The organism is Halorussus rarus (assembly GCF_003369835.1).
Lineage (GTDB): Archaea > Halobacteriota > Halobacteria > Halobacteriales > Haladaptataceae > Halorussus > Halorussus rarus.
This window is the reverse complement of record NZ_QPMJ01000002.1, coordinates 1063967-1090750: the sequence shown is the minus strand read 5'-3', so window position 1 is coordinate 1090750 and position 26784 is coordinate 1063967. Positions and strand designations below refer to the sequence as shown.

General features: G+C 66.9%; 25 protein-coding genes, 1 tRNA gene and 1 pseudogene. 15 read left to right on the top strand and 12 right to left on the bottom strand.

Annotated elements, in window-relative coordinates; genetic code table 11:
* Positions 1 to 49: 49 nt before the first annotated feature.
* Entirely contained in the window at positions 50 to 946 is an 897-nt protein-coding gene (locus DVR07_RS13705) for an NAD-dependent epimerase/dehydratase family protein (RefSeq protein WP_115797837.1), read from the bottom strand.
* Positions 947 to 1562: 616 nt separating this feature from the next.
* Here DVR07_RS13705 and DVR07_RS13700 point away from each other — a divergent pair.
* Together DVR07_RS13700 and DVR07_RS13695 are read left to right on the top strand one after the other, a co-directional pair.
* Positions 1563 to 2096 carry an amino acid-binding protein gene (locus tag DVR07_RS13700; protein WP_115797836.1) on the top strand — a complete coding sequence of 178 codons (534 nt, stop codon included), beginning with the start codon at positions 1563 to 1565 and terminating at the stop codon, positions 2094 to 2096.
* Positions 2096 to 3043 (top strand): homoserine dehydrogenase, encoded by a 948-nt coding sequence (locus DVR07_RS13695; RefSeq protein ID WP_115797835.1) that lies wholly within the window; start codon positions 2096 to 2098, stop codon positions 3041 to 3043. Before DVR07_RS13700 ends, DVR07_RS13695 begins: the two co-directional genes overlap by 1 nt.
* A 142-nt stretch (positions 3044 to 3185) precedes the next feature.
* Here the strand turns inward: DVR07_RS13695 and DVR07_RS13690 are convergent.
* From DVR07_RS13690 to DVR07_RS13680, 4 genes and pseudogenes are all read right to left on the bottom strand, one after another.
* Positions 3186 to 3374, bottom strand: a pseudogene (locus tag DVR07_RS13690) (AAA family ATPase); the annotation flags it as partial.
* A 336-nt stretch (positions 3375 to 3710) separates the two neighbouring features.
* The gene (locus DVR07_RS22380; protein ID WP_240318885.1) at positions 3711 to 4232 is read right to left on the bottom strand and encodes a tyrosine-type recombinase/integrase; all 522 of its coding nucleotides are present in this window, start codon (positions 4230 to 4232) and stop codon (positions 3711 to 3713) included.
* Positions 4233 to 4340: 108 nt separating this feature from the next.
* Complete coding sequence (locus DVR07_RS22375; protein WP_240147540.1) at positions 4341 to 4721, bottom strand: hypothetical protein; 381 nt, start codon at positions 4719 to 4721, stop codon at positions 4341 to 4343.
* 276 nt (positions 4722 to 4997) lie between these two features.
* Positions 4998 to 5068, bottom strand: a tRNA-Gly gene (locus DVR07_RS13680).
* A gap of 202 nt (positions 5069 to 5270) precedes the next feature.
* Here DVR07_RS13680 and DVR07_RS13675 point away from each other — a divergent pair.
* Complete coding sequence (locus DVR07_RS13675; RefSeq protein WP_115797833.1) at positions 5271 to 6065, top strand: NAD+ synthase; 795 nt, start codon at positions 5271 to 5273, stop codon at positions 6063 to 6065.
* Between the two features lie 54 nt (positions 6066 to 6119).
* Here the strand turns inward: DVR07_RS13675 and DVR07_RS13670 are convergent, their stop codons facing one another.
* Positions 6120 to 6725, bottom strand: a complete 606-nt coding sequence (locus tag DVR07_RS13670) for a hypothetical protein (protein ID WP_115797832.1) — start codon at positions 6723 to 6725, stop codon at positions 6120 to 6122.
* A gap of 149 nt (positions 6726 to 6874) precedes the next feature.
* On the opposite strand from DVR07_RS13670, the gene DVR07_RS13665 reads away from it, so the two are divergent.
* Complete coding sequence (locus DVR07_RS13665; RefSeq protein ID WP_115797831.1) at positions 6875 to 7990, top strand: site-2 protease family protein; 1116 nt, start codon at positions 6875 to 6877, stop codon at positions 7988 to 7990.
* A 27-nt stretch (positions 7991 to 8017) separates the two neighbouring features.
* On the opposite strand, the gene thiL is transcribed toward DVR07_RS13665, so the two are convergent.
* The 3 genes from thiL to DVR07_RS13650 form a co-directional block, all read right to left on the bottom strand.
* Positions 8018 to 8947, bottom strand: coding sequence for a thiamine-phosphate kinase (gene thiL, locus DVR07_RS13660; RefSeq protein WP_115797830.1), 930 nt, complete (start codon positions 8945 to 8947; stop codon positions 8018 to 8020).
* Between the two features lie 74 nt (positions 8948 to 9021).
* On the bottom strand, positions 9022 to 9543 hold the full coding sequence (locus DVR07_RS21685; protein WP_162829567.1) for a HalOD1 output domain-containing protein: 522 nt from the start codon (positions 9541 to 9543) through the stop codon (positions 9022 to 9024).
* 131 nt (positions 9544 to 9674) lie between these two features.
* Positions 9675 to 10157: an Lrp/AsnC family transcriptional regulator gene (locus DVR07_RS13650; protein ID WP_115797829.1), complete on the bottom strand. Its 483-nt coding sequence runs from the start codon at positions 10155 to 10157 to the stop codon at positions 9675 to 9677.
* 222 nt (positions 10158 to 10379) lie between these two features.
* Between DVR07_RS13650 and DVR07_RS13645 the strand changes: the two genes are divergently transcribed.
* The 7 genes from DVR07_RS13645 (at position 10380) to truA (ending at position 16017) form a co-directional block, all read left to right on the top strand.
* Positions 10380 to 11423 carry a lysylphosphatidylglycerol synthase transmembrane domain-containing protein gene (locus DVR07_RS13645; RefSeq protein WP_115797828.1) on the top strand — a complete coding sequence of 348 codons (1044 nt, stop codon included), beginning with the start codon at positions 10380 to 10382 and terminating at the stop codon, positions 11421 to 11423.
* Positions 11424 to 11573: 150 nt separating this feature from the next.
* Positions 11574 to 12029, top strand: a complete 456-nt coding sequence (locus tag DVR07_RS13640) for a 30S ribosomal protein S19e (RefSeq protein WP_115797827.1) — start codon at positions 11574 to 11576, stop codon at positions 12027 to 12029.
* Positions 12030 to 12129: 100 nt separating this feature from the next.
* Entirely contained in the window at positions 12130 to 12471 is a 342-nt protein-coding gene (locus tag DVR07_RS13635) for a DNA-binding protein (protein ID WP_115797826.1), read from the top strand.
* 2 nt (positions 12472 to 12473) lie between these two features.
* Complete coding sequence (locus tag DVR07_RS13630) at positions 12474 to 13064, top strand: DUF7411 family protein (RefSeq protein WP_115797825.1); 591 nt, start codon at positions 12474 to 12476, stop codon at positions 13062 to 13064.
* Between the two features lie 163 nt (positions 13065 to 13227).
* Complete coding sequence (gene hisS, locus DVR07_RS13625) at positions 13228 to 14535, top strand: histidine--tRNA ligase (protein WP_115797824.1); 1308 nt, start codon at positions 13228 to 13230, stop codon at positions 14533 to 14535.
* 41 nt (positions 14536 to 14576) lie between these two features.
* A complete protein-coding gene (locus DVR07_RS13620) occupies positions 14577 to 14960 on the top strand; it encodes an SHOCT domain-containing protein (RefSeq protein ID WP_115797823.1) in 384 nt (127 codons plus the stop codon).
* Between the two features lie 256 nt (positions 14961 to 15216).
* A complete protein-coding gene (gene truA / locus DVR07_RS13615; protein ID WP_115797822.1) occupies positions 15217 to 16017 on the top strand; it encodes a tRNA pseudouridine(38-40) synthase TruA in 801 nt (266 codons plus the stop codon).
* Between the two features lie 51 nt (positions 16018 to 16068).
* On the opposite strand, the gene DVR07_RS13610 is transcribed toward truA, so the two are convergent.
* Positions 16069 to 17700: an ABC transporter permease gene (locus DVR07_RS13610; protein WP_115797821.1), complete on the bottom strand. Its 1632-nt coding sequence runs from the start codon at positions 17698 to 17700 to the stop codon at positions 16069 to 16071.
* Positions 17701 to 17927: 227 nt separating this feature from the next.
* On the bottom strand, positions 17928 to 19244 hold the full coding sequence (locus tag DVR07_RS13605; protein WP_115797820.1) for a M28 family metallopeptidase: 1317 nt from the start codon (positions 19242 to 19244) through the stop codon (positions 17928 to 17930).
* Between the two features lie 159 nt (positions 19245 to 19403).
* On the opposite strand from DVR07_RS13605, the gene pepF reads away from it, so the two are divergent.
* From pepF to DVR07_RS13585, 4 genes are all read left to right on the top strand, one after another.
* The gene (pepF, locus tag DVR07_RS13600) at positions 19404 to 21197 is read left to right on the top strand and encodes an oligoendopeptidase F (RefSeq protein ID WP_115797819.1); all 1794 of its coding nucleotides are present in this window, start codon (positions 19404 to 19406) and stop codon (positions 21195 to 21197) included.
* 98 nt (positions 21198 to 21295) lie between these two features.
* The gene (locus DVR07_RS13595) at positions 21296 to 22984 is read left to right on the top strand and encodes a methyl-accepting chemotaxis protein (RefSeq protein ID WP_115797818.1); all 1689 of its coding nucleotides are present in this window, start codon (positions 21296 to 21298) and stop codon (positions 22982 to 22984) included.
* A 119-nt stretch (positions 22985 to 23103) separates the two neighbouring features.
* Positions 23104 to 24342, top strand: coding sequence for a proteasome-activating nucleotidase Pan2 (pan2, locus tag DVR07_RS13590; RefSeq protein ID WP_115797817.1), 1239 nt, complete (start codon positions 23104 to 23106; stop codon positions 24340 to 24342).
* A 152-nt stretch (positions 24343 to 24494) separates the two neighbouring features.
* Positions 24495 to 25937: an MATE family efflux transporter gene (locus tag DVR07_RS13585; RefSeq protein ID WP_115797816.1), complete on the top strand. Its 1443-nt coding sequence runs from the start codon at positions 24495 to 24497 to the stop codon at positions 25935 to 25937.
* A gap of 54 nt (positions 25938 to 25991) precedes the next feature.
* Here the strand turns inward: DVR07_RS13585 and DVR07_RS13580 are convergent, their stop codons facing one another.
* Positions 25992 to 26759, bottom strand: a complete 768-nt coding sequence (locus DVR07_RS13580; RefSeq protein ID WP_115797815.1) for a DUF2270 domain-containing protein — start codon at positions 26757 to 26759, stop codon at positions 25992 to 25994.
* Between the last annotated feature and the right edge of the window lie 25 nt (positions 26760 to 26784).

Genomic DNA, 26784 nt, shown 5'->3' with positions numbered 1-26784 from the left:
ATTTGCAGTCGTCCGTTTGTCGCCGACTCCACTTTCACATCTCTCGCGTTTACTCGGGCGGACTGTCCCAGTCTGCGCCATTGTCTTGTGGGTCGTATCCGAGGACAGCCTTCGCGTGCTCGGTGTCGAACCAACGTGCGTCGTTGTCGCTGACGGCGTAGAAGGTGTCATAGGTAACGTCCTCGTCCTCCAAGCAACATTCTAACAGATGCGCGAAGTCGCGCTGGGAGGTCCACGTCGCTTTGAGTCGCTTCACCATCCCCTCGTACTCCTCGCTGCCGCGCTCCCAAGAACCCTTCTGCGATTGATCCCAGACCTCGTCGTCGTCAACGCGAAATTCTTCGCCACGGTTGACGCCACGTTCCGCATCGCCGTATGGGTGATCGTACTCAGCAGTCCGGACACTCGAAATACGGAGGGCGTAGACTTGTTGTGGGTCTGCGTCACGGCGCGCATGAATTCGGCAGATATGCTCACCAAACATCTTCGTGGCACCGTAGTAGCCATCGGGCTTCGGCAGCGACTCGTGGGTTAGCCGGAAGTGGTCATACTCGCTCGGATAGTCCTCCTCGTATAGTTCAGGCGCATGGTCGTCCTCGTACATCCCCATCACGCGCTGGGATGACGCGAATATTAGCTTCGGGACGTTGGCGTCCTTCATCGCCTTGAGAACATTATACGTCCCGAAGATATTGGGATCGATGACGTCCTCAAAGTCCGCGCCGGCATCTGATTGCGCAGCTAGGTGGATTACAGCATCTTGGCCGTCGAAGGCAGGCCGGATTGCTTCATAGTCTGTAATGTCTGCGACGTGCGTTTCGTATTCCGGGTGGTCGTTCCGGTCGAGGTAGGTGAAGTTGTACGCTACCTCATCAGCTAAATAGTTGAAAATTGATTCTCCAGCCTCGCCGAACGGACCCGTCACTAGGACATTTTGGGCTGCCATCGTTGGAGCAGAATTGATGGTTCTGGTATATAATTGTTCCCCCGAGCTTATTAGAATACCAAATTCTAGATTCCACTGTATTAAATATTAATTCTCTGCCAATGAGACGGATAGTGATGACTCTTCCACAGGTGAATTTCCTTTAGAAGAACTAAACCTGCTAATTGAGAAGGCTCGCTACGAAGATACCGAAATTGAACTCCATGATAAGCTAAAAGACAACCCGAAATTCCAGGCTGGCGAGTGATCCTTTCACTACCAATCGCTAACTTATTAATTTTGCGACAACTATTTTACCATAGGGATTCGGTATGCGGTACTCACCTTTGTCGGAAGCAATACTGGGGATTTATATCCCTCTCCCTATAATCGTCCTGAAGAGATTCATCTGTACACTCAACCCATATATTATCTATCCATCGTCAGACCATTTTTATTATATTATTTATATAGTTATTTATTAGCCAAGTCAGTTAATATTTCCGCCACATCTTTTCGTAGTTCATTGTCAAGACCTTTGCTGGATCGTAAGAACTGTGCGAAGGACAGTTTCTTATAGACCGTAGTTCGTAACTCGATCAAGGATCGTATCCATTCTGAAGGAGGCAAGTAAGGAATGAAGGACTCAAAAGAAGGCGTGCAGACACATACTGTTCGACTCGAACTCGTTGATGAACCAGGAGAGCTCTTGAGAGCGCTTAAACCGATCGCCGACAACGGTGGGAATCTACTCTCTGTCTTTCATGAGCGTGGTAATGTTACTCCCCGTGGCTATATCCCCATTGAGGTAGACATAGAGGCAACACCCGAGCGTTTTGAAGCTATTATTGATTCGTTACATGATGCGGATATCAATATCGTCCAAGCAGGCGCAGAGCGTTACAGTAAGAATCTGACTGTCATCCTTTCCGGCCACTTGATTGACACCAATCTATCTGATACCATCAATCGTATCCAAACTGAAACCAACGCAACAGTGACCGATCTCACATTATCGGCACCGGAGGGAACAGGTGACATATCAAGTGCACGTCTGCAATTGGCGATTGCGGCCGGTCAGAAGGACGCTGCCATGGAATCCATCCGAAGCATTGCATCCGATAAGGATCTCCGCATTTTCGAACCACTAACAATGGAGGGAGAGCCATAATGCGTTTAGCAGTCTTTGGTATGGGAGCGGTAGGACGCTCTGTCGTTGAGCTTGCTGGCGAACGTGGGCATACTATTACAGCTGTAGCTGACTCCACCAGTGCGGCTATTGACCCTGACGGAATTGATACTAAAGCGGTTCTTGACAAAAAAGAGAGTGAGGGGAGTGTTGGTACTGCTAATCCGGATGATGCCTTGACAGCATCATACGATGTCCTCATTGAGGCAACTCCGACCACACTTGGTGACGCTGAACCTGGATTTACGCATACTCGAACAGCGCTTGAGCGCGGGCGACACGTCGTGTTGGCAAACAAGGGTCCTGTTGCTGAACGATATGGAGACCTTCGGGCTCTAGAACGCGAAAGCACAGGAAACGTGCTATTTGAGGCGACCGTCGGCGGTGCGATACCCGTTCTTTCGACCATTAACAACCTTGGTCCAGAAAACATCAATGCCGTTCAAGGAGTCCTCAATGGTACGACTAATTTCATCCTCTCACGGATGGCTGCAGAGGGGTTAGGATACGAACACGTTCTGGCAGAAGCACAGGACCTCGGTGTTGCAAAGGCCGATCCAACTTTTGAGGTAAGCGGGAATGATACTGCACTAAAACTCGTCATTATCGCCAATGTTCTCGCACAAGGAGAACGCCAGTTTTCACGTAATGATGTAGAGGTTGAGGGTATTGAAGATATACCGAGCAGTGTACTTGGACTCGCCCGTGAGGATGGTAACACCGTCCGACTCATAGGAGAGTTCACTGGTGACAGTATTCGTATCGGGCCACGACTTGTGCCAGAGAGTTCGGCACTTGCAGTCCCAGGAACACGCAATATTGTTCAACTAGAAACCGAACATGCGGGTAGCCTGAACATTTCTGGGCGTGGTACCGGAGGTTCAGAAACTGCCACGGCCATCTTTACCGACATTAATCGACTAGATTGATTAGGAACAGTAGGGATTTTATCTCTGATTTACTATCACCTATATGAGGGTGTCCGGCGGCTTCGGTTGCGAGCCGTGACGGTAGGATTCCGCGAGCCCGACGTCAGATCTCGGTGACGCGGTCGTACTCGTCGTCGAGCGCCTCGGCGTCGCCCTTCAGGGTCGTCTCGTCGCTACCCATCGCGGTCATGACCGCCTGCAGGAACGAGGTCCGGTTCGTTGCGTTCCGCCCCGCGAGGACGGTGACCCCTGGTGACAGCTCCACGTCGGTCTCGTCGATGCCGCCCACGTTCTCGGCGTGGAGAGAGACCCCCTGACTCTCTACGTCCATAGAGGATAGTGAGGTAGCGATAGTATAAGGGTTACCTTAAATAAAATCGAATATTATATTGCTTAGCTAAAGCACTACTGCATGGGCAGGTTGATTTATAGAATGGGGGTATAGTTCCAATTTTCATCCTAAAACTACAGCAAAAAGCCATCTACACTTGAAATCCGGATATAATCTCGTTCGTTACAGGATGGGTAGGTGACACAGCGTCTGCCAGTGTCTTGCGTTATTCTTCCATTATTATATTTCCAACAAACGCATTAGGTGCTCGATGGACGCACCAGCCGAGAAGGAAAACTAGACATTGACGCAGAGAAGAGTTTTAATCCCACTTGTTTACGTTTCTTGCCGGTCTTCGATCGGTGCCTGGTCATATCTGACCGCCATCTCTTTCGAGCGTTGGCGTAGTTGTTGTTGGACTGCGGCGGGTCCTTGGTCCCGGCTCATTTGTGTCCCGACGCTGTGCCGAATACTGTACCACGAGATATCCCCGTTTTTGGTTGGGATACCGGCTTTTTCGCAGAGCTTCTGGAGTAGGCGGTTGAGTGCTTCGGAGCCGTAGGGATTACTATACCGTGTGAGCCAGAGAGCGTCCGTATCTCGGTATTTCTGGTGGTTTTCGCGTTCGGACAGCCATTTCCGTAGTATATTGGCGGTTCGTTCGCTCATCGCGACGTGCCAGTTCTCATGGTTCTTGGTGGACTCCTCCTTCGGGATGCGGAAGAGATTGTTTTCGAGGTCAAGCCAGCTCACCTTCGCGCGTCCTACTTCCTTCGGTCGGAATCCAGCATCCATCGAGGCGTAGACAATCGAGGTGTACTTCCAGCCGTTCGCCTTCTTCCAATCATCCTTGGTCACCTTGTCCTTGGGTTTCTCGAAGCGTTGTGCGAGGTAGGCCTTCCACTGGTCGCGTTCACGGGGTTCGACGCTGTTATAGTGAGGTATCGAGCCGTGTTCGAGGACGGCCTATTTGATTTGCCGGCGTTCATCTTCGGTAAGGAAGTCTCTGACTTGGTGTGTCTGTGAACCGCCGTTGGTGAACTTAATCTCGGGTTCCCAGTCGATCTTTCGACCCTTTTCGTGGTTCAAATACTTGAACAGGGTTTTGATGGCCTTCTGGATGCCTGCTTTGTAGGTCTCCGAGTGATCCTCGTAGACCAGCTCTTTGGTGTAGGTGTCTGCGTGGTCGATGGTCGCGTGTAATGTGTACGTGGTCCCAGAGCCAGCGAAGGAACCGGTCGATCTTGTATGCGCGTTGCCGGGCCGTATCATAGGCATACCCCTCGGCTTTCTCCGGGTCTTTTCCCAGATGGCACAGCCACTTGATGAGCTGGACACGATGATCACGGTAGTCCTCCAACTGTCTCTGGTTTAAGTAGTGTTCCGTAGATTCAGGGATGACGACGATATCTTCGATTTGGTCACGACTATGCACCATGAGCTTTCACCTCCCGGGTCACGAAAAACGTGGTCGGGCTGTCTCTAGTGCTAGTAAGCCTGAAACGTTTTAAATCTCGGGGACGGCGTCGGGGTCCGATTTGGCCACCCGGATTGTAAGCTTCGATTCGGATCATGGACGATTTCCTGAGAACCCGGAAAACCAGCGGGAGAAGCCGTGTGGAGTGCGCCGGCCGGGAATTGAACCCGGGCTATGAGCTTGGGAAGCTCATGTCCTACCACTAGACCACCGGCGCTCACTCACTTCGCTCGTTCGTGCCGAGGCTCGCAAATCCTGCGGATTTGCTCACCACCGGCGCGCTACGTCCGAACCGTTCGCCCGCCCGCCACTTGAACGTAGCGCTTCCGCCCGCCGGTCTCCCCGCGGAAACCTGGCCAATCGTCCAGAAATTCCGGCTCACCAGCGTCTTTTAGTCGACGCCGGGTCTATCGTCGCCCATGCCAGACCTGCGATTCTCCGAGTCGGAGCTCGAAGCGCGCCGGGAACACATCGTCGAGTTCATCCGCGACACGGTCGACGCCGCAGGCGCGGATCGGGCGGTGCTGGGGCTCTCCGGCGGCATCGACAGCACGCTCACCGCCTACCTCGCGGTCGAGGCGATCGGCGAGGAGAACCTCCGCGGGCTGGTCATGCCCGGCGAGGTCAGCGACGAGGAGAACATGAGCGACGCCGAGTGGGTCGCCCAGGAGCTCGGCATCCCCTACGACGTCATCGAGATCAACCCCATCGTCGACACCTTCCTCGACGCCTTCCCCGAGGCCGAGGACACGCAGGTCGCGGTCGGCAACGCTCGAGCCAGGACACGGGCCGTCCTGAACTACCTCGTGGCCAACCACGAGGGTGCGGTGGTGCTGGGCACCGGCAACCGGACCGAGGCGCAGGTCGGCTACTTCACCAAGTACGGCGACGGCGCGGTCGACTGCCACCCCATCGGCAACCTCTACAAGCAGCAGGTCCGCCAGCTGGCCGCCCGCGTCGGCGTGCCCGACGAACTGGTCGAGAAGACCCCGACAGCGGGCCTCTGGGCGGGCCAGACCGACGAGGAGGAGCTGGGCATCGGCTACGACACCCTGGATTCGGTCCTCGCGCTCCACGTCGACGGCCCGCTCTCGGTCGCGGCGACCGCTCGCGAGGTCGAGGCGTCCGAGGAGGAGGTCCGGCGCGTCCGGGAGATGTACGAGCGCAGCCGGCACAAGCGCCGGGTGCCCCCGTCGCCCGCCCCGGTAGAGTAGCGCCGCCGCCCACCGCACGACTGCACCGCGGTCAGACTCGCTTCGCCGTTCCGGTCAGCCCGAGGCGTTCGCCGCGATGCGGACGCTGTCGCCCTGCTGGAGGACGTACTCCGCGGGCGTCACAGATTCGCCGTTCACCGTCACCGTCACCGACTCGCCGGGGTCGTCGCCGTAGGTCGTTCCGTCGTAGGCGACGGTGTCGTTCGTCACGTCGACGCCGAGCGTCTGCATCGCGTAGGCCAGCGTCACCCCCTTGGCGTGGACGTGCCACCGCTCGCCGTTCCCGTTCTCGAAGTGGAAGGCCCGGTCCTGGAGCTGGAACCGCTGCTGGCTGAAGTCGAGCCGCTGGCCGCCGACGGTCGCGTCGATGGTCCCGTGGTAGTGGACCGACCCCACGTCGGTGGGGCCGCCGCCTCCGTTCGAGCCGGTGGTGCCGGCGCCGCCCGAGAAGAACAGCAGGTACGCCAGCAGTCCGCCGAGCGCGAGCGCGCCCAGGCCGACGCCGTACACCACGGCGTCGCGGCCGCCGCCGTCGGACTCCAGCTCGGCGACCCGGCGGCTCTCTATCGGGCCGAGGTCGTCGGCGTGCTCGTCGCCGAGGTGTCTCACGTACGCGTCCTCGTCGTCGAACGAGGCGCCGCAGTAGTCACACTCCGCCATGCGCGCGCTCACCCGTACTCATACCAGACGGCTACGCGCCCGAACCTTTCAGTCTTTGCGCTGAACCGACCGTTCGGCGCGCCGAACCGGGGTCGCCGCCACCGCTCCGTCCGGGGGTTTATCAGCACCCGCACCGTATCGCGACGTGAATGGGTTCGACCGACCCGCCCGCCGACGGTCCATCGCTCGAACGCTTAAACGGCGTCTTCCGGGTGTACGAGGCCCGCCGCGACGGCGACCGGCTCGTCTACTACGGCGAACCCCGGGTGCCCCGCGAACGACTGCTCGAGGCCGCGTGGCCGCTGTTCCGCGAGCACGGCTACGAGGTGCAGCTGACGACCGAAACCGGCGAGTACGTCCTCGTGGCCGAACCCGCCGACAACAGCCTCGACGGCATCCCGTGGACCAACGTCGTCCTCTTCGTCCTGACGGTGATCTCGACGCTGTACGCCGGCGCCGCGTGGTACCACATCGACGCCATGGCCGACCCGCTGGCGGTCCTCCAGGCGTGGCCGTTCACCGCGGCGGTCCTGGGCGTGCTGCTCACCCACGAGCTCGGCCACTACGTGATGACCCGGTACCACGGCGTCGACGCCACGCTGCCGTACTTCATCCCGATGCCGTCGCTCATCGGGACCATGGGTGCGGTCATCCGGATGAAGGGCCAGATGCCCGACCGGGAGGCGCTGTTCGACATCGGCGTCGCGGGCCCGCTGGCGGGGCTTGTGGCGACGATCGTCGTCACCGCCATCGGCCTGTCGCTCCAGCCCGAACAGGTCCCGATGCGGATGATGAACAGCCCGAACACGATACAGGTCGAGTTCGGCTACCCGCCCCTGCTGCAGCTCATCGCGTGGGCCGTCGGCGAGCCGACCAGCTACGGCCCGGGGAAGGCAATCAACCCGGTCGTCATCGGCGGCTGGGTCGGGATGTTCATCACGTTCCTCAACCTCATCCCGGTCGGCCAACTCGACGGCGGCCACATCGTCCGGGCCATCCTGGGCGAGCAGCAGGAGCGGGTCGCCGCGCTGGTCCCGGTCGCGCTGTTCGGCCTGGCGGCCTACGTCTTCTACGTCGAGAACGTGAGCAACGCCTCGGTGCTGTGGGTGTTCTGGGGCCTGCTGGCGACGTACGTCGCCTACGTCGGCCCGGCCAACCCCATCGACGACGAGGGGCTCGACCCGGCCCGGAAGGCGGTCGGCATCCTGACCTTCGTGCTGGGCGTGCTCTGCTTCACGCCGGTCCCCATCGAGATAATCGCGTGATCGCTCTTTCTCTCGGGGCTCTCTGCGCTACGCCCCGCCGTGCGTGTACCCCTGGTCGGGCAGCGGCTCGCCGTCCATCTCGACGCCGGACTCGGTGACCTCGCCGATTTCGGAGATGGGCGTCGGCGACGCCTCCCGGACCGCGGTCAACTCGCTCTCCGGAACCGTGAACACGAGCTCGAAGTCCTCGCCGAAGAACAGCGCGTACTCCCGTAGCTCCGACTCGTCCGCTGCCAGCTCGCGGACCGCGTCGTCGACGGGGAGCGCGTCCCACGCCACCGAGAACCCGCAGTCGCCGGCCTCGGCGAGCTGGTGGAGCGACCGCGCGAGCCCGTCGCTGGAGTCCATCATCGCGGTGGCGCTGGGCGCTATCGCCCGGCCCGCCGCGACCCTGGGCTCGAACCGGAACAGGTCGTTGGCGCGCTCGACGTCGTCGCGTCCGGCGTCGTCTCGTTCTGCGTCGCCGCTCCCCGACTCCCTCCCGCCGCGCTCGAACAGCGCGAGCGCCGCGGCGGTCCGCCCGAGCGTTCCGGTCACGCAGACCCGCTCGCCCGGGCTCGCGCCCGACCGGCGCACGGGGTCGTCGGTCCGGCCGAGCGCGGTGGTCGCCGCGGTGAACTCCCGGCTCTCGTCGAGGTCGCCGCCGACGTACTCCGCGCCGACCGCCTCGCAGACGTCGCCGGCGCCCGCGACGAACGCTCCGAGGTCCGCCTCGTCGAACGCCGGCGCGGCGTAGACCGCGACAGCGGCGGTGGCCGCGGCGCCCATCGCGGCCACGTCCGACAGCGACGCGCCGACCGACCGCCAGCCGGCGGTGTACCTGGTGGTCCCCGCGGGGAAGTCGGTCGTCTCGTGGAGCATGTCGGTCGTCAGGACCTGCCCGTCCACGACCGCCGCGTCGTCGCCCGCGTGGGGGAGGCTGTCGGCGAGAAGCGTCAGTGCGGCCCGCTCGTCCATGCCCGGTGGTTGCGGGGCCGGGGTGAAAGAACTGCGGTATCGGTTCGGAGCGACAGTCCCTTCGAGCGGGAGCGTTACGCCTTCTCGATCCGCCAGTAGACGTACTGCCGGACGAACGCCGGGAAGTTGTCGTGGCCGCAGGCCGGGCAGTCGAAGTCGGTCACCTCGTCGAGGCGGTCGGGGAACGTGTAGCCGCAGTCGTTCCGGCACTGCCGTCCGCTGAACGCGACCGCGAACACGTCGGTCAGCGCGTCGCCGTGGTTGTCCTCGAGGTGGCTCCGCGCGCTGTCCTTTATGGTCTCGACGGCGGCCGCCTCGATCACCGCGTCGCAGAACGCGCAGTCGAACTCGAACGCCGTCTCGCCGGGTCGGGAGACGGTGACGCCCCCGTCGCCCGCGACTCGCACCCGGTAGCCGTCGTAGTCGAACTCGACGCGGTCGACGCCGTCGCTCCGGGCGGCGAACAGCGCGTCGAGCGCCTCGAGGTCGATGGCGTCGTAGAGCGGCGGGCGGAGGTCCACGGGGGTCGTGTTCTTCCGGTCAGCCAGCTTCGAGACGAGTCGTTCGCTGACCGGGCATGTCTCGTTCCCGACCATCAATCGTTCGGAGGATTCGGACAGAGCCGCATAAAATTGGGGGATACGAAACGACTCGTCTCCGAAACCGGTTCGAGATTGGCAAATTGACAACTAGAAGCGGTTCCAGCGGCGGGGCCGACGGGAAGCGGTCAGTTGCCCTCCTCGGCGTCGACGGCCGTCCCGAAGTGGGCGAACGGCTGGTGGAGCTGGGCCTTCAGCACGTCCGACCGGACGATGTCGAGCCCCAGCTCCCGGAGCGAGTCGGCGATGTCGGTCAGGTGGTCCGTGTCGGTGCCGACCGCCTCGACGTGGAGGTTCTCGGTGCCGGCCAGCAGCTCGCGGACCGCGACGACGCCCTCCTGTTCGAGCACGTCGCGACCGAAGTTCTCGGGCTCGTCGGGCGCGGTGCAGGTGAACAGCACCCGGAGCTGGAACCCCGCCTTCTCGTAGTCGAGCTGCGGGACGTACTGCTCGATGACGCCCTCGTCCTCCATTCGGGCGAGCCGGTTTCGCACGGTGCTGGCCGCGATGTCCAGCTCCTCGGCCATGTCCGTGCTGGTGCTGTTGCGGGCGTCCTGCTGGAGATAGTAGAGGATACTCTTGTCGACGTCGTCCAGTTCGTAGGCGTCCATGTTGGGGGCTCTATTCTCTCTGATTGAAATCGGTTTCTGTCGGTCGGTGCCGGGTCTGTCCCCACGCGGCCGTCGGGATCGAACCGCCCACGGCCCGCCGATACCGTGGGGTCGACGGCGGGCCGGTACGTGGTCCGCTCACGAACCGCCGGAACCGGTCCGGCCGCTGACGTGACCCGGCTTCGGTGCCTTGAAGCCCCGACCCGCCATCTGTGGAACGCAATGGACGTAGACTTCGGGGACGCGCGCTCGATACTCGTCGGGTTCGGGGCCGGCGCCGTCGTCCTGCTGGCGCTGTACTCGGTCGTCGGGCTGGAGGACGTCGCGTCCGCGCTCTCGCGGGCCGACCCGTGGCTGGTCGCGGCGGTGGGCGTCGTGGCGGTCTGCTGGCTGTTCATGTGGAGCATGGCGCTCCGCACCGTCCTCGCGGTCATCGCCGTCGAAGTGTCGGTCCCGCGGGCGTTCCTGCTGTTCGCGGGCGCCACCTTCGCCAACAACATCACCCCGTTCGGCCAGGCCGGCGGCGAGCCGTTCAGTGCGCTGCTGGTCTCGCGCACGACCGGCACCGAGTACGAGAACGGGCTGGCGGCGGTCGCCAGCGTCGACACGCTCAACTTCATCCCCTCCATCTCGTTCGCACTGCTCGGCGTGGGCTACTACGCGACCCGGTTCACCGTCGGCGACCGGGTGGAGCTGGCGGCGCTCGCGCTGGTCGCGCTGGCGCTCGCGGTCCCGCTGGTCGCGTATCTCGTCTGGCGGAACCGCCACCGCGTCTCGGACGCCGTCGTCGGGGTCGCCGTGCCGGTCGGCCGGGTCGTCGGCCGAGCCGTCCCGGGCGTCGACGCGCCGGACGAGGCGGGGGTCCGCCACCGCATCGGCGGGTTCTTCGAGGCGCTGGAGCGGGTCGCGGGCGACCACCACCAGCTCGCGCTCGCGCTGTCGTTCTCGGCGGTCGGGTGGCTCCTGCTGTCGGTGTCGCTGTGGCTCTCGCTGCTCGCGCTCGGCCACGCCGTCCCGTTCGCCGCCGCGCTGTTCATCGTCCCGCTCGGCAGCGTCGCGAGCGTCACGCCGCTGCCGGGCGGGCTCGGCGGGGTCGAGGCCGCGCTCATCCTGCTCATCGTCCCCATCACGGGCGTCGACGCCGGGACCGCGGCGGCCGCGGCGGTCCTCCACCGCGGGGCGACCTACCTCCTCCCGGTCCTGCTCGGCGGGAGCGCCACCGCGATGCTCGAGGCCGACAACGTCCACGGCTCCGCGAGCGATTGAGACGCCCGTCGACGACAGACGCCGGCAGTGACCGACTCCGTGCTCTCGCTACTTCCACTTGCTCCCTGGTAGCCCCTAACTCCCCGTAACCCCGGCCCGCCCACGCTCCGTAACGATGCCTTTAAACGCCGCGGAACGGAATTCGTGGGTATGACGACGCTCTACGACGTTCCCGCGGACGACCTCATCGACGCGGTCGCCGCAAAACTGGAGGACCGATTCGACGAACCCGACTGGGCGACGTACGTCAAGACCGGCGAGGGCCGCGAGCTCCCGCCAGAGCAGGAGGACTTCTGGCACCGCCGGGCCGCCAGCGTGCTCCGGAAGGTCGCCACCGACGGTCCCATCGGCGTCGAGCGGCTCTCGACCCAGTACGGCGACAAGAAGGACGGCTCGAACCGCTACCAGGTCGCCCCCGAGCACCGCTCGGACGGCAGCCGGAAGCTCATCCGGACCATGCTCCAGCAGCTCGAGGACGAGGACCTCGTGGACACCGAGGGCAGCGCGGGCCGCATCGTGACCGGCGACGGTCGCAGCCTGCTCGACGACACCGCGGGCGAGGTCATGGAGGACCTCGACCGGCCGGAGCTCGAACGCTACGCGTAACGACGCCGCCGGCACTTCTCCGCGTCCGTCTCGAACTCGTCGAGTAGCACCGCCGCTCCGTAATCATTTTTGGCCGCGGGCTGCAACTACGTGATAACGCATGAGCGACCAGCCCGACGACGAGCGACTCGAGGAACTCCGCAAGCAGAAGATGGAAGAGATGCAGGAGCAGGCCGACCAGGGCGAGGCCCAGGAGCAGGCCCAGCAGCAGGCCGACGCCCAGAAGCAGGCCATGCTCCGCAAGCACCTCACCGACGGGGCGCGCAAGCGGCTCAACTCCGTCCGGATGAGCAAGCCCGACTTCGCCGACAAGGTCGAGCGCCAGATCCTCGCGCTGGCCCAGAGCGGCCGCGTGAGCGGCAAGATAGACGAGGACAAGATGAAAGAGCTCCTCCGCGAACTCAAGCCCGACTCCAAGAGCTTCAACATCCGCCGCCGGTGAGGATGGAGCTCGGACTCCTCTACAGCGGCGGGAAGGACTCGACGCTGGCCGCGCTCTTGCTCGAGGACTTCTACGACGTGACGCTCGTCACCGCCACGTTCGGCGTCGACGACGCCTGGGAGCACGCGCGCAGGACCGCCGACCGGCTGGGATTCGCGTTCGAGACGGTCGACCTCGACCCCGACGTGGCCGTCCAGGCGGTCGGGCAGATGGTCGAGGACGGCTACCCCCGGAACGGCATCCAGCAGGTCCACCTCCACGCGCTCGAGGTCGTCGCGTCGATGGAGTTCGACGCGGTCGCCGACGGCAGCCGGCGCGACGACCGCGTCCCCTCGGTGTCGCGGGCCCAGGCCCAGAGCCTCGAGGACCGCCACGGCATCGACTACATCGTCCCGCTGTCCGGGTTCGGGCGCGGCGCGGTCGACTCGCTGGTCGACGAGACCCTCGACGTGACGGTCGGCCCGAGCGAGGAGATTGCGAAGGCCGACTACGAGGCCGAACTCCGGGCGGTGCTGGCCCGGGAACACGGCGACGACGCCGTCGTCGAGGTGTTCCCGGACCACACCCAGACCTACGTGAACGGACTGAGCTGAGTCCGGCTACTTCTCTCCGCTTCCGGTCGAACTACTGCGTGTGGGGTCGCTAGTCGGCCGATTTCAGAGCGACCCCGGTCCCGGAGTCGCCCGACCCGGCCACCGACCGGCAAGACGGACGCGAAGTAAAAGTTTCAAGCGCGCGCTCGCCCAACCCCTGGTCATGTACGACCGAATCAAGGGCTTTCGGGACTTCTACCCCGGCGAGATGGGCGCGCGCCGGGAGACGTTCGACGTCGTCGAATCGACCGCGCGCCGGTACGGCTTCCGGGAGATCGGCACGCCCGCCCTCGAGCGCACCCAGATGTACGTCGACAAGAGCGGCGAGGAGATCGTCGACGAGCTCTACAGCTTCGAGGACCAGGGCGGCCGCGACGTCGCCCTCGCGCCGGAGCTCACCCCGACCGTCGCCCGGATGGTCGTGGCCAAGCAGCAGGAGCTTTCCAAGCCCATCAAGTGGTTCTCGACCCGGCCGTTCTGGCGGTACGAGGAGCCCCAGAGCGGGCGCCGCCGGGAGTTCTACCAGACCAACGTCGACATCTTCGGCTCGTCGGCCCCCGAGTCGGACGCCGAACTCCTCGCGTGCGCGGCAGACGCGCTCACCGGCCTCGGGCTCACCGCCGATGACTTCGAGTTCCGGGTCAGCCACCGCGACATCCTCGGCGGCCTGCTCGAAGCGTTCGACGCCGACGTCGACGCCGAGGCCGCGATTCGCGCGGTGGACAAGAGCGAGAAGGTCGGCGACGACGAGTTCTACGGCCTGCTCAACGACGCCGGCCTCTCGTACGACCAGGCCCGGGAGTTCGGCGACCTGCTCGACACGCCCGAGGACGACCTCGACGACCTCGTGGCGTTCGCCGGCACCGACCGCGTCGAGGCGGCGGTCGACAACCTGACCGACGTGCTCGACGCCGCCGCGGACTTCGGCGCCCGCGAGTACTGCGCGCTCTCGCTCGACACGGCCCGGGGGCTCGACTACTACACCGGCGTCGTCTTCGAGTGCTTCGACTCGACCGGCGACGTGAACCGCTCGATCTTCGGCGGCGGGCGCTACGACGACCTCATCGAGGGGTTCGGCGGCCAGCCCACGCCCGCGGTCGGGTTCGCGGTCGGCGACGCGACCCTGACGCTGCTGCTCCAGCGCGCCGGCGTCTGGCCCGACGAGGAGCTCTCGACCGACTACTACGTCCTGCAGGTCGGGGACACCCGCGACGTGGCGGCCGAGGTCACCAGCGACCTCCGGGCCGAGGGTCACGTCGTCGAGACCGACGTCTCGGGCCGGAGCTTCGGCGCCCAGCTCGACTACGCCGACTCCATCGGCGCCGAGACGGTCGTCATCGTCGGTGAACAGGACCTGGCCGACGGGAACGTGACGGTCAAGGACATGGCGTCGGGCGACCAGACCCAGGTGCCCGTCGACGACTTCCCGCCGAGCGACGTGGCGCGCCCGACCTACGAGGACTTCGAGTAGGTCGTTCAACCTTTTTGGTACCCTCGCTCCTATCCCCGGACATGCGCGAGCGTTCCGTCCAGTTCGAGAAGAAGAGGCTCATCGCGACGCTGTCGGTGCTGACCTTCGGGCTGACAGCGTTCTTCGCGGTGGTCGGCCTGGAGTTTCTGGTCCCGACGATATTCGTCCTCGGGTTCTTCATCCTCGTCCCGCTGGTCGCGATACTCGGCGACTCGCTGCCCTGGGTCGAGAGCGAGGTCGACGGCGTGGAAGTCGAACGGTCGGTCGACGCCGGCGACGGCCCGATCGACGAACTCCGGGCGCGCTACGCCAGGGGCGAACTCACCGACGAGGAGTTCGAGCGCCGGCTCGAACGACTGCTGGAGACCGAGGACGCCGAGGTGGCCGGGACCCGGTCGCGCGAGGTCGCGTTCGACCGCGAGTGAGTCGGTAGCCGAGGCGGTGTCCGGCCGACGAACGGACGACAGTAGCGACTATCGGCGCGGAGTTGGCGAACAGGCGGCACCGGCACCGCTGCGCGCGAGGAGACGTGCCGCGCTCCCGCCGCCCTCCCCGCGGCGACGCTCAGGTCACGGCCGGGGTTGGCCGCGGCTTCGCACGTAAACCTTCGTCCGAGGACGCTCCCCAGTTCGCGACCTCGGTGCCGCCGATTTAACTTCCCGCGCCGCCGACGAGGAGGTGATGCGGGCCTTCCGAGTCGCGTACGACGGCCGACCGTTCCACGGCTTCCAGCGCCAACCCGACGTGCCGACCGTCGAGGGGGCGATCTTCGACGCGCTGGCCGACCTCGGCGTCGCCGAGGGCAAGCCGGCGGGCTACGCCGCGGCGGGCCGGACCGACGCCGGGGTCTCGGCGGCGGCCCAGACCGTCGCCTTCGAGTGTCCCGACTGGCTGAGTCCCGCGGCGCTGAACAGCGAACTCCCCGCGAGCGTCCGGGCGTGGGCGAGCGCCGACGCGCCCGCCGACTTCCACGCGACCCACGACGCCGCGTACCGGGAGTACGTCTACCACTGCTACGCGCCCGGGGCCGACCTCGCGCGGGCCGAGGCGGCGCTCGTCGAGCTCTGCGGCGAGAACGACTTCCACAACCTCACCCCCGACGACGAGAACACGGTGCGGAACCTTCGCGGCGAGGTCCGCCGGGAGGCGGAGTACCTGGTGTTCACCCTGCGAGCGGGCGGATTCGTCCGCGAGATGGTCCGGCGCGTCGTCTCGCTGGTCCGGGCGGTCGCGACCGGTGACGCGGCGCCGGCGAAGGTCGAGCGCGTGCTGGGCCCCGAGCCGGTCGAGGGGCCGGCGGGCGTCGCGCCCGCGCCGGCGTACCCGCTCGTGCTGGCCGACGTGGGGTATCCGGACCTCGAGTTCGCGCCGGACGCCGACGCCGCGGCGAGCGCCCGGGCGACCTTCGAGGCCCTCCGCGCGGAGCGGGCGACCGGCGCGCGGGTGGCTGGCGAAGTCGCGACCCGGATGGAGCCGCGGTGAACTGCGTCCGGGGACGCCGTCACGGGGCGGCCGACGGGCAGCGGGCGGCGCTCACCCGCCGGAGTCGTTCGCGGCCGTCTCGTTCCCGTACGCGATCTCGATGCTCTGGCCCTCGGTCACCTCGACCGTGTTGACCACGTCGCCGTTCGCGTCCCTGATTGTGATGACGACGACGCTGCCGTCGTCGGTCGGCTCGCGGTCCTGGCGGTCGGACGCGAGATCGCCGCCGAGGAACGCCCGGACGTCCTCGTCGGTGTCGAACGTGTAGACGTCGCCGGAGTCGGCGTCGACGAACGCGGTGTAGGCGATGCCGCTCGAGTCCGAGGGGACGACCCGCACCTGCCAGTACAGCGTCTCGTCGATGACCGCCGGCACGGGCTCGGAGGGGGTGAACCGGTCCCAGTCGGTGCGGTCGTTGGCCTTCCGGACGTAGTTGGCCGCCTTGCGCGGCCCCATCAGCGACGAGTCCGACGGGAGCCGGTAGCGGCCGGCCTCGCCGGTCCGGCCGTCGAACGTCCAGAGCTGGAAGATGCCCTGGGCGTCGCCGTACGGCTCTGCCGCGACGAAGTACTGGATGCCCCGGTCCTCGGTGAGCACGAGGAACGGCTGGTCGTTGCCCTCGCCGGGGACCGGCGCCACTTCGAGCTCGTCCTCGTGGACGAACCACTTGTTGACGATGCCGTTCCGGTACCGCATCGACTCGACGTAGTACCTGGCGAGGTCGAAGGGGTAGAGCCGCTGGTCGGCCAGCACCGGGTCGTTCCGGGCCTCGTCGGGCGAGAGGTGCGAGATCTCGCCGTCGGGCGCGACCAGCGCGACGCCTCCCCACTCGGGCGTGGCGTAGACGACCGGCAGCGGCGTCAGCCGGACGTGGTGGTCGTACTCCTTGTACGGGACCGCGATGTAGACGTCGCCGTCGTGCTCGACCATCATGGGGTCGCCGTACTGCACCCAGAACTGTCCCTTGAGCAGCTTCCACCGGTACTGCGAGACCACGCCGCCGCCCCGACCCAGCCCGTAGCCGAAGCCGACGGTGGGCGTCTCCTCGACGACGTCGACCCGCTTGCGCTGGGTGGTCATGTCGACGAACGAGGCGCCCTGACCGGTCAACAGCAGCGAGTTGACGCCGCCGTCGGGCGCGAGCCCGAACGACCAGACCGGCGTCCCGTTCCGGATGGCGATGTCGCCCTCGGCGAGCCGGTACCTGGGGTACTGCAGCGAGTTCTCGGCGTACTGGCGGGCCACGCTCCGCGGCAGGACCCGCGGTCGGGTCGCGTCGACGCCCGGCAGCCCCTGGGTTTCCTCGACCGAGAGCGTCTGGGAGACGTGCTCCTGGGCGTACGCGCCGCCGAGCACGCCGACGCCGACCGCGAGCAGGACGGTCAGCACCCCGACCGCCACGCCGAGCAGCTGGCGCCGCGCCGGCACGCCAGAGAAGGTGAGTTCGGCCTGCCCCGACTCGCTCATCGCGGCGACGAACGCCTCCAGCGCGCTCCGGTCGGGTGCGAGCAGCCGCAGCGACAGGTAGCCCCCGACGGCGAGTATCGCCAGCGCTTCGATTATCGCGGGGTAGGTGTAGGCGGCCGCGAGCGGGCCGTGGAGCCACGGCCGGACCAGCCACGCGACGACGAACATCGCCGCGAGCACGGCGAGCGCGAGCGCCGCCCCGCGCCGAGAGGTCATCGCGCCCGCCTCCCCGCGGCGCGGTCGGACGGGCCGCGGAGCCCGGCGGAAGCCGGTCGGTGGCGCGCGGGCGATGCGATTCGGACGGAAGCGGTGTGGTGGCGCATTGGAGGACCCTCCGAGGTTTCGAGTGGAGAGTCGTTTCCACCAGATGATAAATGTCGGTGTGCTACTCCAAGACACCCCGCCCGCCGAGTTCGGACGCCCGGACGACGCCGGGTTCCGCGCTACTCCCAGCCCTCGGGCCAGATGCCCGCCGCCTTCATCCCCTCCTCGTAGTCGCCGGCCCGCAGACCCCCGGCGACCGACGCCGCGCTCTGCCGGGGAACGTCTTCGGTCCGGGTCAGCTCCCGGACCAGCAGCGCGGTCAGCATGGCGTGCTCCCGGAGGTTGCGGTCGTCGACCTTGTCTCGGGTGTCGGCGTGGGTGTGGCCCCACCCCCGGCCGCGCTCGCCGCTCTCGCTGTGGAGCTGGAGCGCCGGGACGCCGCGCTTGAGGAACGGCCAGTGGTCGCTGAACGGGTGGACCTGCTCGCGGACCGCGACCGGCTGGTTGGCCTCGTCGGCGACCGACTCCACCAGCCCCTCCATCGTCTCCGAGCCGTGGGTGTGGGCCCGCAGGTCGCGGAACCGGCCCGCGCCGTCGACGTTCACGACCGCCCGGACCGAGTCGAGGTCGAGCCGGTCGGCCAGCGCGTCGGCGCCGAGCAGGCCGACCTCCTCGCAGCCGACGCCGGCGACCCGGACCCGCGCGTCGAGGTCCAGCTCGGCGAGCAGGTGGGCCGCCGCCACGACCACGGTGATGCCGCAGCCGTTGTCGAGGGCCCCCTCGGCGATGTCGTGGGCGTCGTGGTGGCCGACGACCAGTATCTCCTCCTCCGTATCCGGTCCTAACTGCGCGTGGGCGTTGTGGCTCGTGCCGGGTTCGGTGCCGGCGTCGACCCGGAGCGCGGCGGTCGCGCCCCGGTCGGCGTAGTCGGTCAGCCAGTCGCCGGTCTCCTTGCTCACGCCGACGCCGGGAATCGCGGCCTCGCTGTCGAACCGGAGCGAGCCAGTCGGCGGCAGTTGTCCGGCCTTGTGGTTCCGGAAGACGAACCCCGCCGCCCCCGCGGCCGCGGCGTGGCCGAACTTCTCCATCCGGTGGACGAACCGCGACCCCGGCGGCGTGGTAGTGGAGGCGACCACTATCTTCCCCTCGACGTCCACCGCGTCGAGTTCGTCGGGGGTGGCGTGGCCCGCGTCGACGAGTTCGCCCCGGACCTCGCCGGCCGGCGAGTACGGGAGCGCGATGGTCTCGAACGACCGCTCGGCCGGCTCGGTGACCGCGAGGTCGGCGTCGCCCCGCGACCACCTGTTCATCTCGAACTCGTCGATTTCCACCTCGCGTGCGCCCGCGCGCTCGAACCCCTCGGCGACCAGTTCGGCGGCCCGGCGCTCGCCGGGCGACCCGCCCATCCGGTTGTCGATCTCGGTCAGTTCGGTGATGAACTCCCAGGGGTAGTCGTCGGTCCACGCCGCGCCCAGGACGCGGTCGAGTCGGCTCATACGTCCCGATGTGGCGAGCGCGCCAAAAAGGTACGCGGCCGGCGGGTCGCGGGGCGACGGAGATCCCCGCCGCGCGGTCGGAACCGTCCCGAATCCGGGTTCCGGAACCCGATTTCCGAATGACAAAAGCTTACGGTCGGGCTTTCCTTACGGGGTGGTATGAGTTCGGTTCCCGAACGGTCCGAGATCGACACCGAGTACAAGTGGGACCTCGAGAGCATCTACGCCACCGACGACGAGTGGGAGGCGGCCTACGAGGAGGTCGAGGGTCGCCTCGACGACCTCGAGGCCTACGAGGGCCGGGCCACCGAGGACGGCGAGACCCTGCGCGACGTCCTCGAGCTCCGCGACGAGATCCTCCGCCAGGTCCAGCAGGTCGTCGTCTACGCCCGGATGCGCCGGGACGAGAACACCGCCGACCAGCAGTACCAGGCGCTCTCGTCCCGCGGGATGGCGCTGGCGTCGCAGGCCGACAGCGCGAGCAGCTTCGTCGAGCCCGAGATCCAGGACCTCGACCGCGACGAGCTCGACCGGATGATCGAGGAGACCGACGGGCTCGAGACCTACGACCACTACCTCCACGACGTCCTCCGGCTGGCCGACCACACCCGGTCGGCCGAGGTCGAGAACGTGCTCGCCGAGCTCGGCGAGGTCACCTCCGCGTCGGGCGACATCTACAACATGCTGATGAACTCCGACATGGAGTTCCCGACCGTCGAGAAGCCCGACGGCGACGCGGTCGAGATCACCCAGAGCAACCTCACGAACCTGCTGAAGAACCCCGACCGGGAGTTCCGTCAGGAGGTCTACGAGAGCTTCTTCGACGAACTCGGCGAGTTCCACAACACCATCGGCACCGCCTACCAGCAGACCGTCAAGAAGGACGTCCGCCTCGCGCAGATTCACGACTACGACACCGCCCGCGAGGCCGCGCTAGACGGGCCCAACGTCCCGGTCGAGGTGTACGACAACCTGGTCGACACGGTCCGGGACAACCTCGACAAGCTCCACCGCCACGCCGAGCTCAAGCGCGAGAGCCTGGACGTCGACGAGCTCCGGATGTGGGACCTCTACATGCCGATGACCGACAGCGAGACGCCCGACGTCGAGTACGAGCGGGCCCGCGAGTACGTCGTCGAGGCGCTGGGCGCGCTCGGCGACGACTACCAGGACCGGGTGCGGGAGGGGCTCGACTCCCGGTGGGTCGACGTGTACGAGACCGAGAACAAGCGCTCGGGCGCGTACAGCAGCGGCACCTACGACACCCAGCCGTTCATCCTGATGAACTACCAGGACGACATCTCCTCGATGTTCACGCTGGCCCACGAGCTGGGCCACTCGCTCCACTCCCAGCTCTCCAGCGAGAGCCAGCCGTACGTCTACAGCGACTACGAGATCTTCGTGGCCGAGGTCGCCAGCACCGTCAACGAGGCGCTGTTGACCCGCCACCTGCTCGACGCCGTCGACGACCCCGAGTTCCGCCGCCACGTCCTCAACGAGTACCTCGAGCGGTTCCGCTCGACGCTCTACCGCCAGACGCTGTTCGCCGACTTCGAGCACCGGACGCACGAGCTCGTCGAGGACGGCGAGGCGCTGACCCCCGAGGCGGCCGACGAGATCTACGGCGACCTGAAGGCCGAGTTCTACGAGCCGGCGGTCCTCGACGACCGCATCGCCCGCGAATGGTCGCGCATCCCCCACTTCTTCAACTACACCTACTACGTCTACCAGTACAGCACCGGCATCAGCGCGGCGGTCGCGCTGGCCGACGAGATCCTGACGTCGGACGGCGACGTCGCCGAGGACTACCTCGAGTTCCTCCGGAGCGGGTCGACCGAGTACCCGCTCGAACTCCTCCGGACCGCCGGGGTGGACATGTCCTCGCCCGAACCCATCCAGCGCGCGCTCGACGTGTACGACGACCACCTCGACGAGATGGACGCGCTCATCTGAGCGCCGCTCCCTCATCTCCGTCCCCGGTCAGGTTACCTGTTTTCAATCGGTGGGAACGCGTGCGCTGGTTTAAATAACCCGAACGTGTACGCCGACCCATGCAAGGACGTCCGCTCGCCCGGTACGAGGACGCGCTGTGGTGGTCGATGGACCGCCTGGGCGTGAGCGAGTCGGTCGAACGCAAGGTGCTCGCCGCGGTCGGCATCCAGTTCACCATCTCCGCCGCCCAGGCGGTCCTGCCGTTCCTGGTCTCGGGGACGGCCCGGACCGCGCTGACGGTCGGCCTGCTGGCCGCGGCGGCGGTCGCGTTCGCCAACACCGTGCTGGTGGTCCGCCGGGACATCACCGAGCCAATCGGGGAGCTCGAGGACGCGGCCGACGCCATCGCCGGCGGGGACCTCGACGACTCGGTGCCCGAGGCCGAGCGCGACGACGAGGTCGGCCGCCTGGTGGGCTCGTTCGCCGACATGCGGGCGTACCTCGACACCGTGGCCGACCAGGCCGCCGCGCTCTCGCGCCAGGAGTTCGACGACCCGGCGCTCGACGAGGACGTGCCCGGCGAGTTCGGCGCGTCGCTCGACCGGATGGCCGAGAGCCTCGAGACGTACACCGCCGACCTCGAGGCGACGACCGACGAGCTCGAGCGCCGGTCGGCCGACCTGCGCCGACTGGTCGAGGCGTTCGGGGAGGCGGCCGAGCGCGCCCAAGCCGGGGACCTGACCGCGACCATCGACCCCGACGTGGCCGACGAGGAGCTCCACGAGCGGGTCGTCCGCAACTACAACGGCCTGCTGTCGACCCTCGCGGACGCGCTGGGCGAGCTCGCCGCCTTCGCCGACGAGGTGGCGACGTCGAGCCGGCGAGCCGACGCCGACCTCCGGGAGGTCAGCCAGGCCAGCGACGAGGTGGCCGGCGCAGTCGGCGAGATATCCGAGGGCGCGGCCCGCCAGACCGAGCAGCTCAACGAGGCGGCCGCCGAGATGAACACCCTGTCGGCGACCGTCGAGGAGATCGCGGCGTCGGCCGACGAGGTGGCCGCCACCGCCGGGACCGCGACCGAGCGCGCCCGGTCGGGCCGGGACGCCGCCCGCGAGGCCGCGGCCGAACTCGACCGGGTCGAGGACGGCATCGACCGGACCGCCGACGCGGTCGCGGAGCTGGTCGAGGACATCGCCGAGATCGACGAGGTGGTCTCGTTCATCGACGAGGTGGCCTCCGAGACCAACCTGCTCGCGCTGAACGCCTCCATCGAGGCCGCCCGCGCGGACGAGGCCGGCGAGGGGTTCGCGGTGGTCGCCGACGAGGTCAAGTCGCTCGCCGAGGAGACCGGCGAGGCCGCCGACGAGATCACCGAGCGAATCGAGGCCATCCAGGCCGACTCCGAGCGGACGCTGGCCGACGTGCGCGAGACCCGCGAGCAGGTCTCCCGGAGCGTCGAGACCGTCGAGGACGCGCTGGGCGACTTCGAGGACATCGCCGACGTGGTGGGCGAGGTCGACGCCAGCGTCCGGGAGATCAGCGACGCGACCGACCAGCAGGCCGAGTCGGCCGAGGACGTGGTGGCGATGGTCGAGGAGGTGGCCGCCATCGGCGAGGAGACCGCCGCCGAATCGCAGACCGCGGCCGCGGCGACCGACCAGCAGGCGACGTCGCTGTCGGGGGTCAGCGAGCAGCTGGCGTCGCTGTCGTCGAAGGCCGACGAGCTCGACGCGCTGCTCGGGGAGTTCCGGCTCCCCGACGCGTCGGCGGCCGCCGGGCCGGGCGACCGGCCGGCCAGCGCCGACTGACCGACCCCGGTCCCGACCGGTCGCGACGAGACCCGCTCGCGGCGGAAGGCTTTTTTGCCGAGAAACCACCGAGACCCAAAGGCACTTTTAAGCTGGTAGCCTTAGTGCAGGTAACACCGATGTCGCGTAGCCCATCTCTCCCCGACCAACCGACGCTCGAACTCGACCCCGAAATGACAGACCGGGAGCGGCTCGCGGCGCTCCGCGAGCACTTCGCCGAGATCGTCGACGTCAACGACACGCTCGAGGAGCGCCTCGACGACGCGCGCGACCGGCGGTCGGACCTGCGCGAGGAGGTCGACCAGCTCGAACGCGAGAACGAGACGCTCAAGACCACGTCGCTGTACGTCGCCACCGCCGAGGAGCTGACCGACGACGGCATCATCATCAAGCAGCACGGCAACAACCAGGAGGTGCTGACCGAGGTCTCGCCGAAGCTCCGCGACGAGATCGAGTCGGGCGACCGCGTGGCGGTCAACGACTCCTTTACGGTCCAGACCGTCCTCGAGGCCGAGAAGGACGCCCGGGCCCAGGCGATGGAGGTCGACGAGTCGCCCGAGGTGACCTACGACCAGATCGGCGGCCTCGAGGAGCAGACCCGCGAGGTCCGCGAGGCGGTCGAGCAGCCCCTCGAGAACCCCGAGCAGTTCGAGACGGTCGGCATCGAGCCCCCGAGCGGCGTCCTCCTCCACGGCCCGCCGGGCACCGGCAAGACGATGCTGGCGAAGGCGGTCGCCAACGAGACCGACGCCACCTTCATCAAGATGGCCGGCTCCGAGCTCGTCCAGAAGTTCATCGGCGAGGGCGCCAAGCTCGTCCGGGACCTCTTCGAGCTGGCGAGCCAGCGCGAGCCCGCCATCGTCTTCATCGACGAGATCGACGCGGTGGCCTCCAAGCGGACCGACTCGAAGACCTCGGGCGACGCCGAGGTCCAGCGCACGATGATGCAGTTGCTCTCGGAGATGGACGGCTTCGAGGACCGCGGCGAGATCCGCATCATGGCCGCCACCAACCGGTTCGACATGCTCGACCGCGCCATCCTCCGGCCCGGCCGGTTCGACCGACTCATCGAGGTGCCCCACCCCGACGAGGAGGCACGCCGGAAGATCCTCGACATCCACACCCGCGACATGAGCGTCGCCGACGACGTCGACTTCGAGACGCTCGCCAAGAAGACGGAGGGCAAGAGCGGCGCGGACATCGAGAGCCTCACCACCGAGGCGGGGATGTTCGCCATCCGCGACGGTCGGACCGAGGTCCGCCAGTCGGACTTCACCGAGGCGCTCGACAAGATGGACGCCGAGGACGACGACACCGCCATCGTGACCGAGGGCGGCCTCCCGAGCTACGCCTACTGACCTGCCGCGCGACATCCTCGTCCCTCTTCGTTTGCGGATTCCGCCCGTACCGGAGTCGACCGAGAGTCCCGGTGCTGGAGGGTCGTTCCACGCTCCTCCTGTCGAGACGTATAGAAAACGATTTAGTTTCGATTCGAAATAGGCTAGTCAACGTGGTACGCTTCCCGAATCCGGTCCGGCTGCTCATCCTCGGCGTCGGGTGGGCCCTGGCGCGCGCCGGCCTGATCTCGCCCGACCGGGCGCGCCGGACCGCGGACCTCGCGTGGCCCCGCATCGTGACGGGGCTCGCGCGCATGTCGAAGAACGCCGTCGACGTGGCGATGGTCGGCCTGGCGGTCGGCCCGGTCGCCATCGCCGGCATCGGCTTCGCCAGCCCCTACTGGGGCGTGGCGTTCTCGCTCGGCGGGGGCATCGCCGGCGGGACCATCGCGCTGGTCTCCCAGCGGTTCGGCGCCGACGCCCGCGACGAACTCGGCACGGCGGTCCGGGCCAGCGCGGCGCTGGTCGTCGCGGTCTCGCTGCCCGTCACGGCGGCGTTCTGGCTGTTCCCCGCCGACCTCATCTCGCTGATGACCGACGACGCCCGCGCGGTCGAACTCGGCGCGGCGTACCTCCGGATACTCGCGCTCGGCGTCCCGTTCGCCGGCCTCAACCTCGTGGGGAGTCGCATCTACATCGGCGCCGACGACTCGTGGACCCCGATGGTGGTTCGGGGCGGCGGCGCGCTCGCCAACATCGCGCTCAGCGGCGTCCTCATCTTCGGCCTCGGCATGGGCGTCACCGGGGCGGCGGTCGGGACCGTGCTGTCCAACGTCCTGGCGACCGGCGCCTTCGCGGTCGGCCTGGTCGCCGGCCGGCTCCCCGGCGTCGGCACGCTCCCGGTCCGGGTGAACCCGGTCGGAACCTACGTCCACCGCGAGACCGTCGTCGACCTCGTCCGAATCGGCCTGCCGGTGGTCGGACGCAACGGCGTCTGGACGGTCGCGAAGTTCCCGATGCTGGCCATCGTGGGGCTGTTCGGGCCGAGCGTCGTGGCGGCCTACGTCATCGCCCGGCGCATCTGGGGGCTGATGAACACGCCCGGCTGGGGCTTCGGCCTCGCCTCCAGCAGCCTGGTCGGCCAGGAGCTCGGCGCCGGTGACGAACTCGTCGCCGAGGCGTACGCCCGCGACATCGTCGTCTTCTCGGTCGCGACCTACGTGGTCGCGGCGGTGCTGGTCGCGGCGTTCGCCGAGCCCATCGTCGGCCTGTTCGTCGGCGAGTCGGGCGAGGCCACGGTGCCGGTCGCGGTGGCGCTGGTGTACGCGGCCTGCGTGGCGGTGGTCGCCGGCGGCGTCAAGGCCGCGACCGCCGGCCCGCTCGACGCCAGCGGCGACACCCGGTGGCCGTTCTACAGCCAGCTGGTCGGCATGTTCGGGGTCGCCATCCCAGTGGCGTACCTCGGCGCGACGACGTCGCTGGGAATGATGGGGCTGTACCTCTCGTTCGTCGCCGAGACGACCGTGCCCGCGGCCATCAACTACTACCGGTTCTCGACCGGCAAGTGGAAGGCCATCAGTCGGGAGTTCCGGCCGGGCGCGCCCGCCGACGACTGATTCGGGACCGCTGTCCCCGGGCGCGCCCCGGACTTGACGCGCCGCGGCGCCGCCTCACTCCCGCCACGGGTCGGTGCTCGCGCGCTCGTGGAACTCCCGCTGGCCCTGGCTCACGAGTCCGTACACCACCACGGCGGTCACCACCAGGTAGAACAGGCCGACGCCGGCGACCACGACCGCGCCCGGGACCCCGAAGATAGTCGCGGTCTGTCGCCACGTCTCCTTCGGCTGGAACACGGTGATGCGGACCAGCCACGACGCGAGCAGCACGAGCAGCAGCGGGAAGTAGATCCGCCGGAGGCGCCGGGCCAGCGCGACCGAGAGCGGGGTCTTGACCGCGGGGTCTCGGAGGTCGGCTGCGAGACGCCGGCGCCAGTCGGGGTGAGTGGGTTCGGAGTCGGGGTCGAACATCCCCGCGAACAGGTCCTGTTCGAGCAGCCGGACCCGTTCGCGCCACACGTCGTAGGCACGGTACCGCCGGGTCTCGACCACGAGAAACACTATCATCGCGCCCATCCCGATGAGCAGCAGGTAGTGGGGATTGCCCGGACTCGAGAACACCCAGGTCAGCAGCGCGGCCATGATGGTGACCGCCCAGTAGGAGGTCTGGTCGAGCCGGCCCCGCCAGGTCGTCGTGCGGTGGAGCTGTCCCCGATAGAAGTGACCGAGCATCCCGGTCATCGACGACGGGTCGCTGGCGAGCACCTCGCCGACGTCCTGGCCGAACTCCTCGCCCGGGTCCTCGTCCGGGACGTCGTCGCGGTCGCGGTCGGTGCGGTCGGTCTCGTCGTCGCCGGTCGACCGGTCGCTCGAATCCGTCATAGAGCCGGTACGACGCGGCTCTATC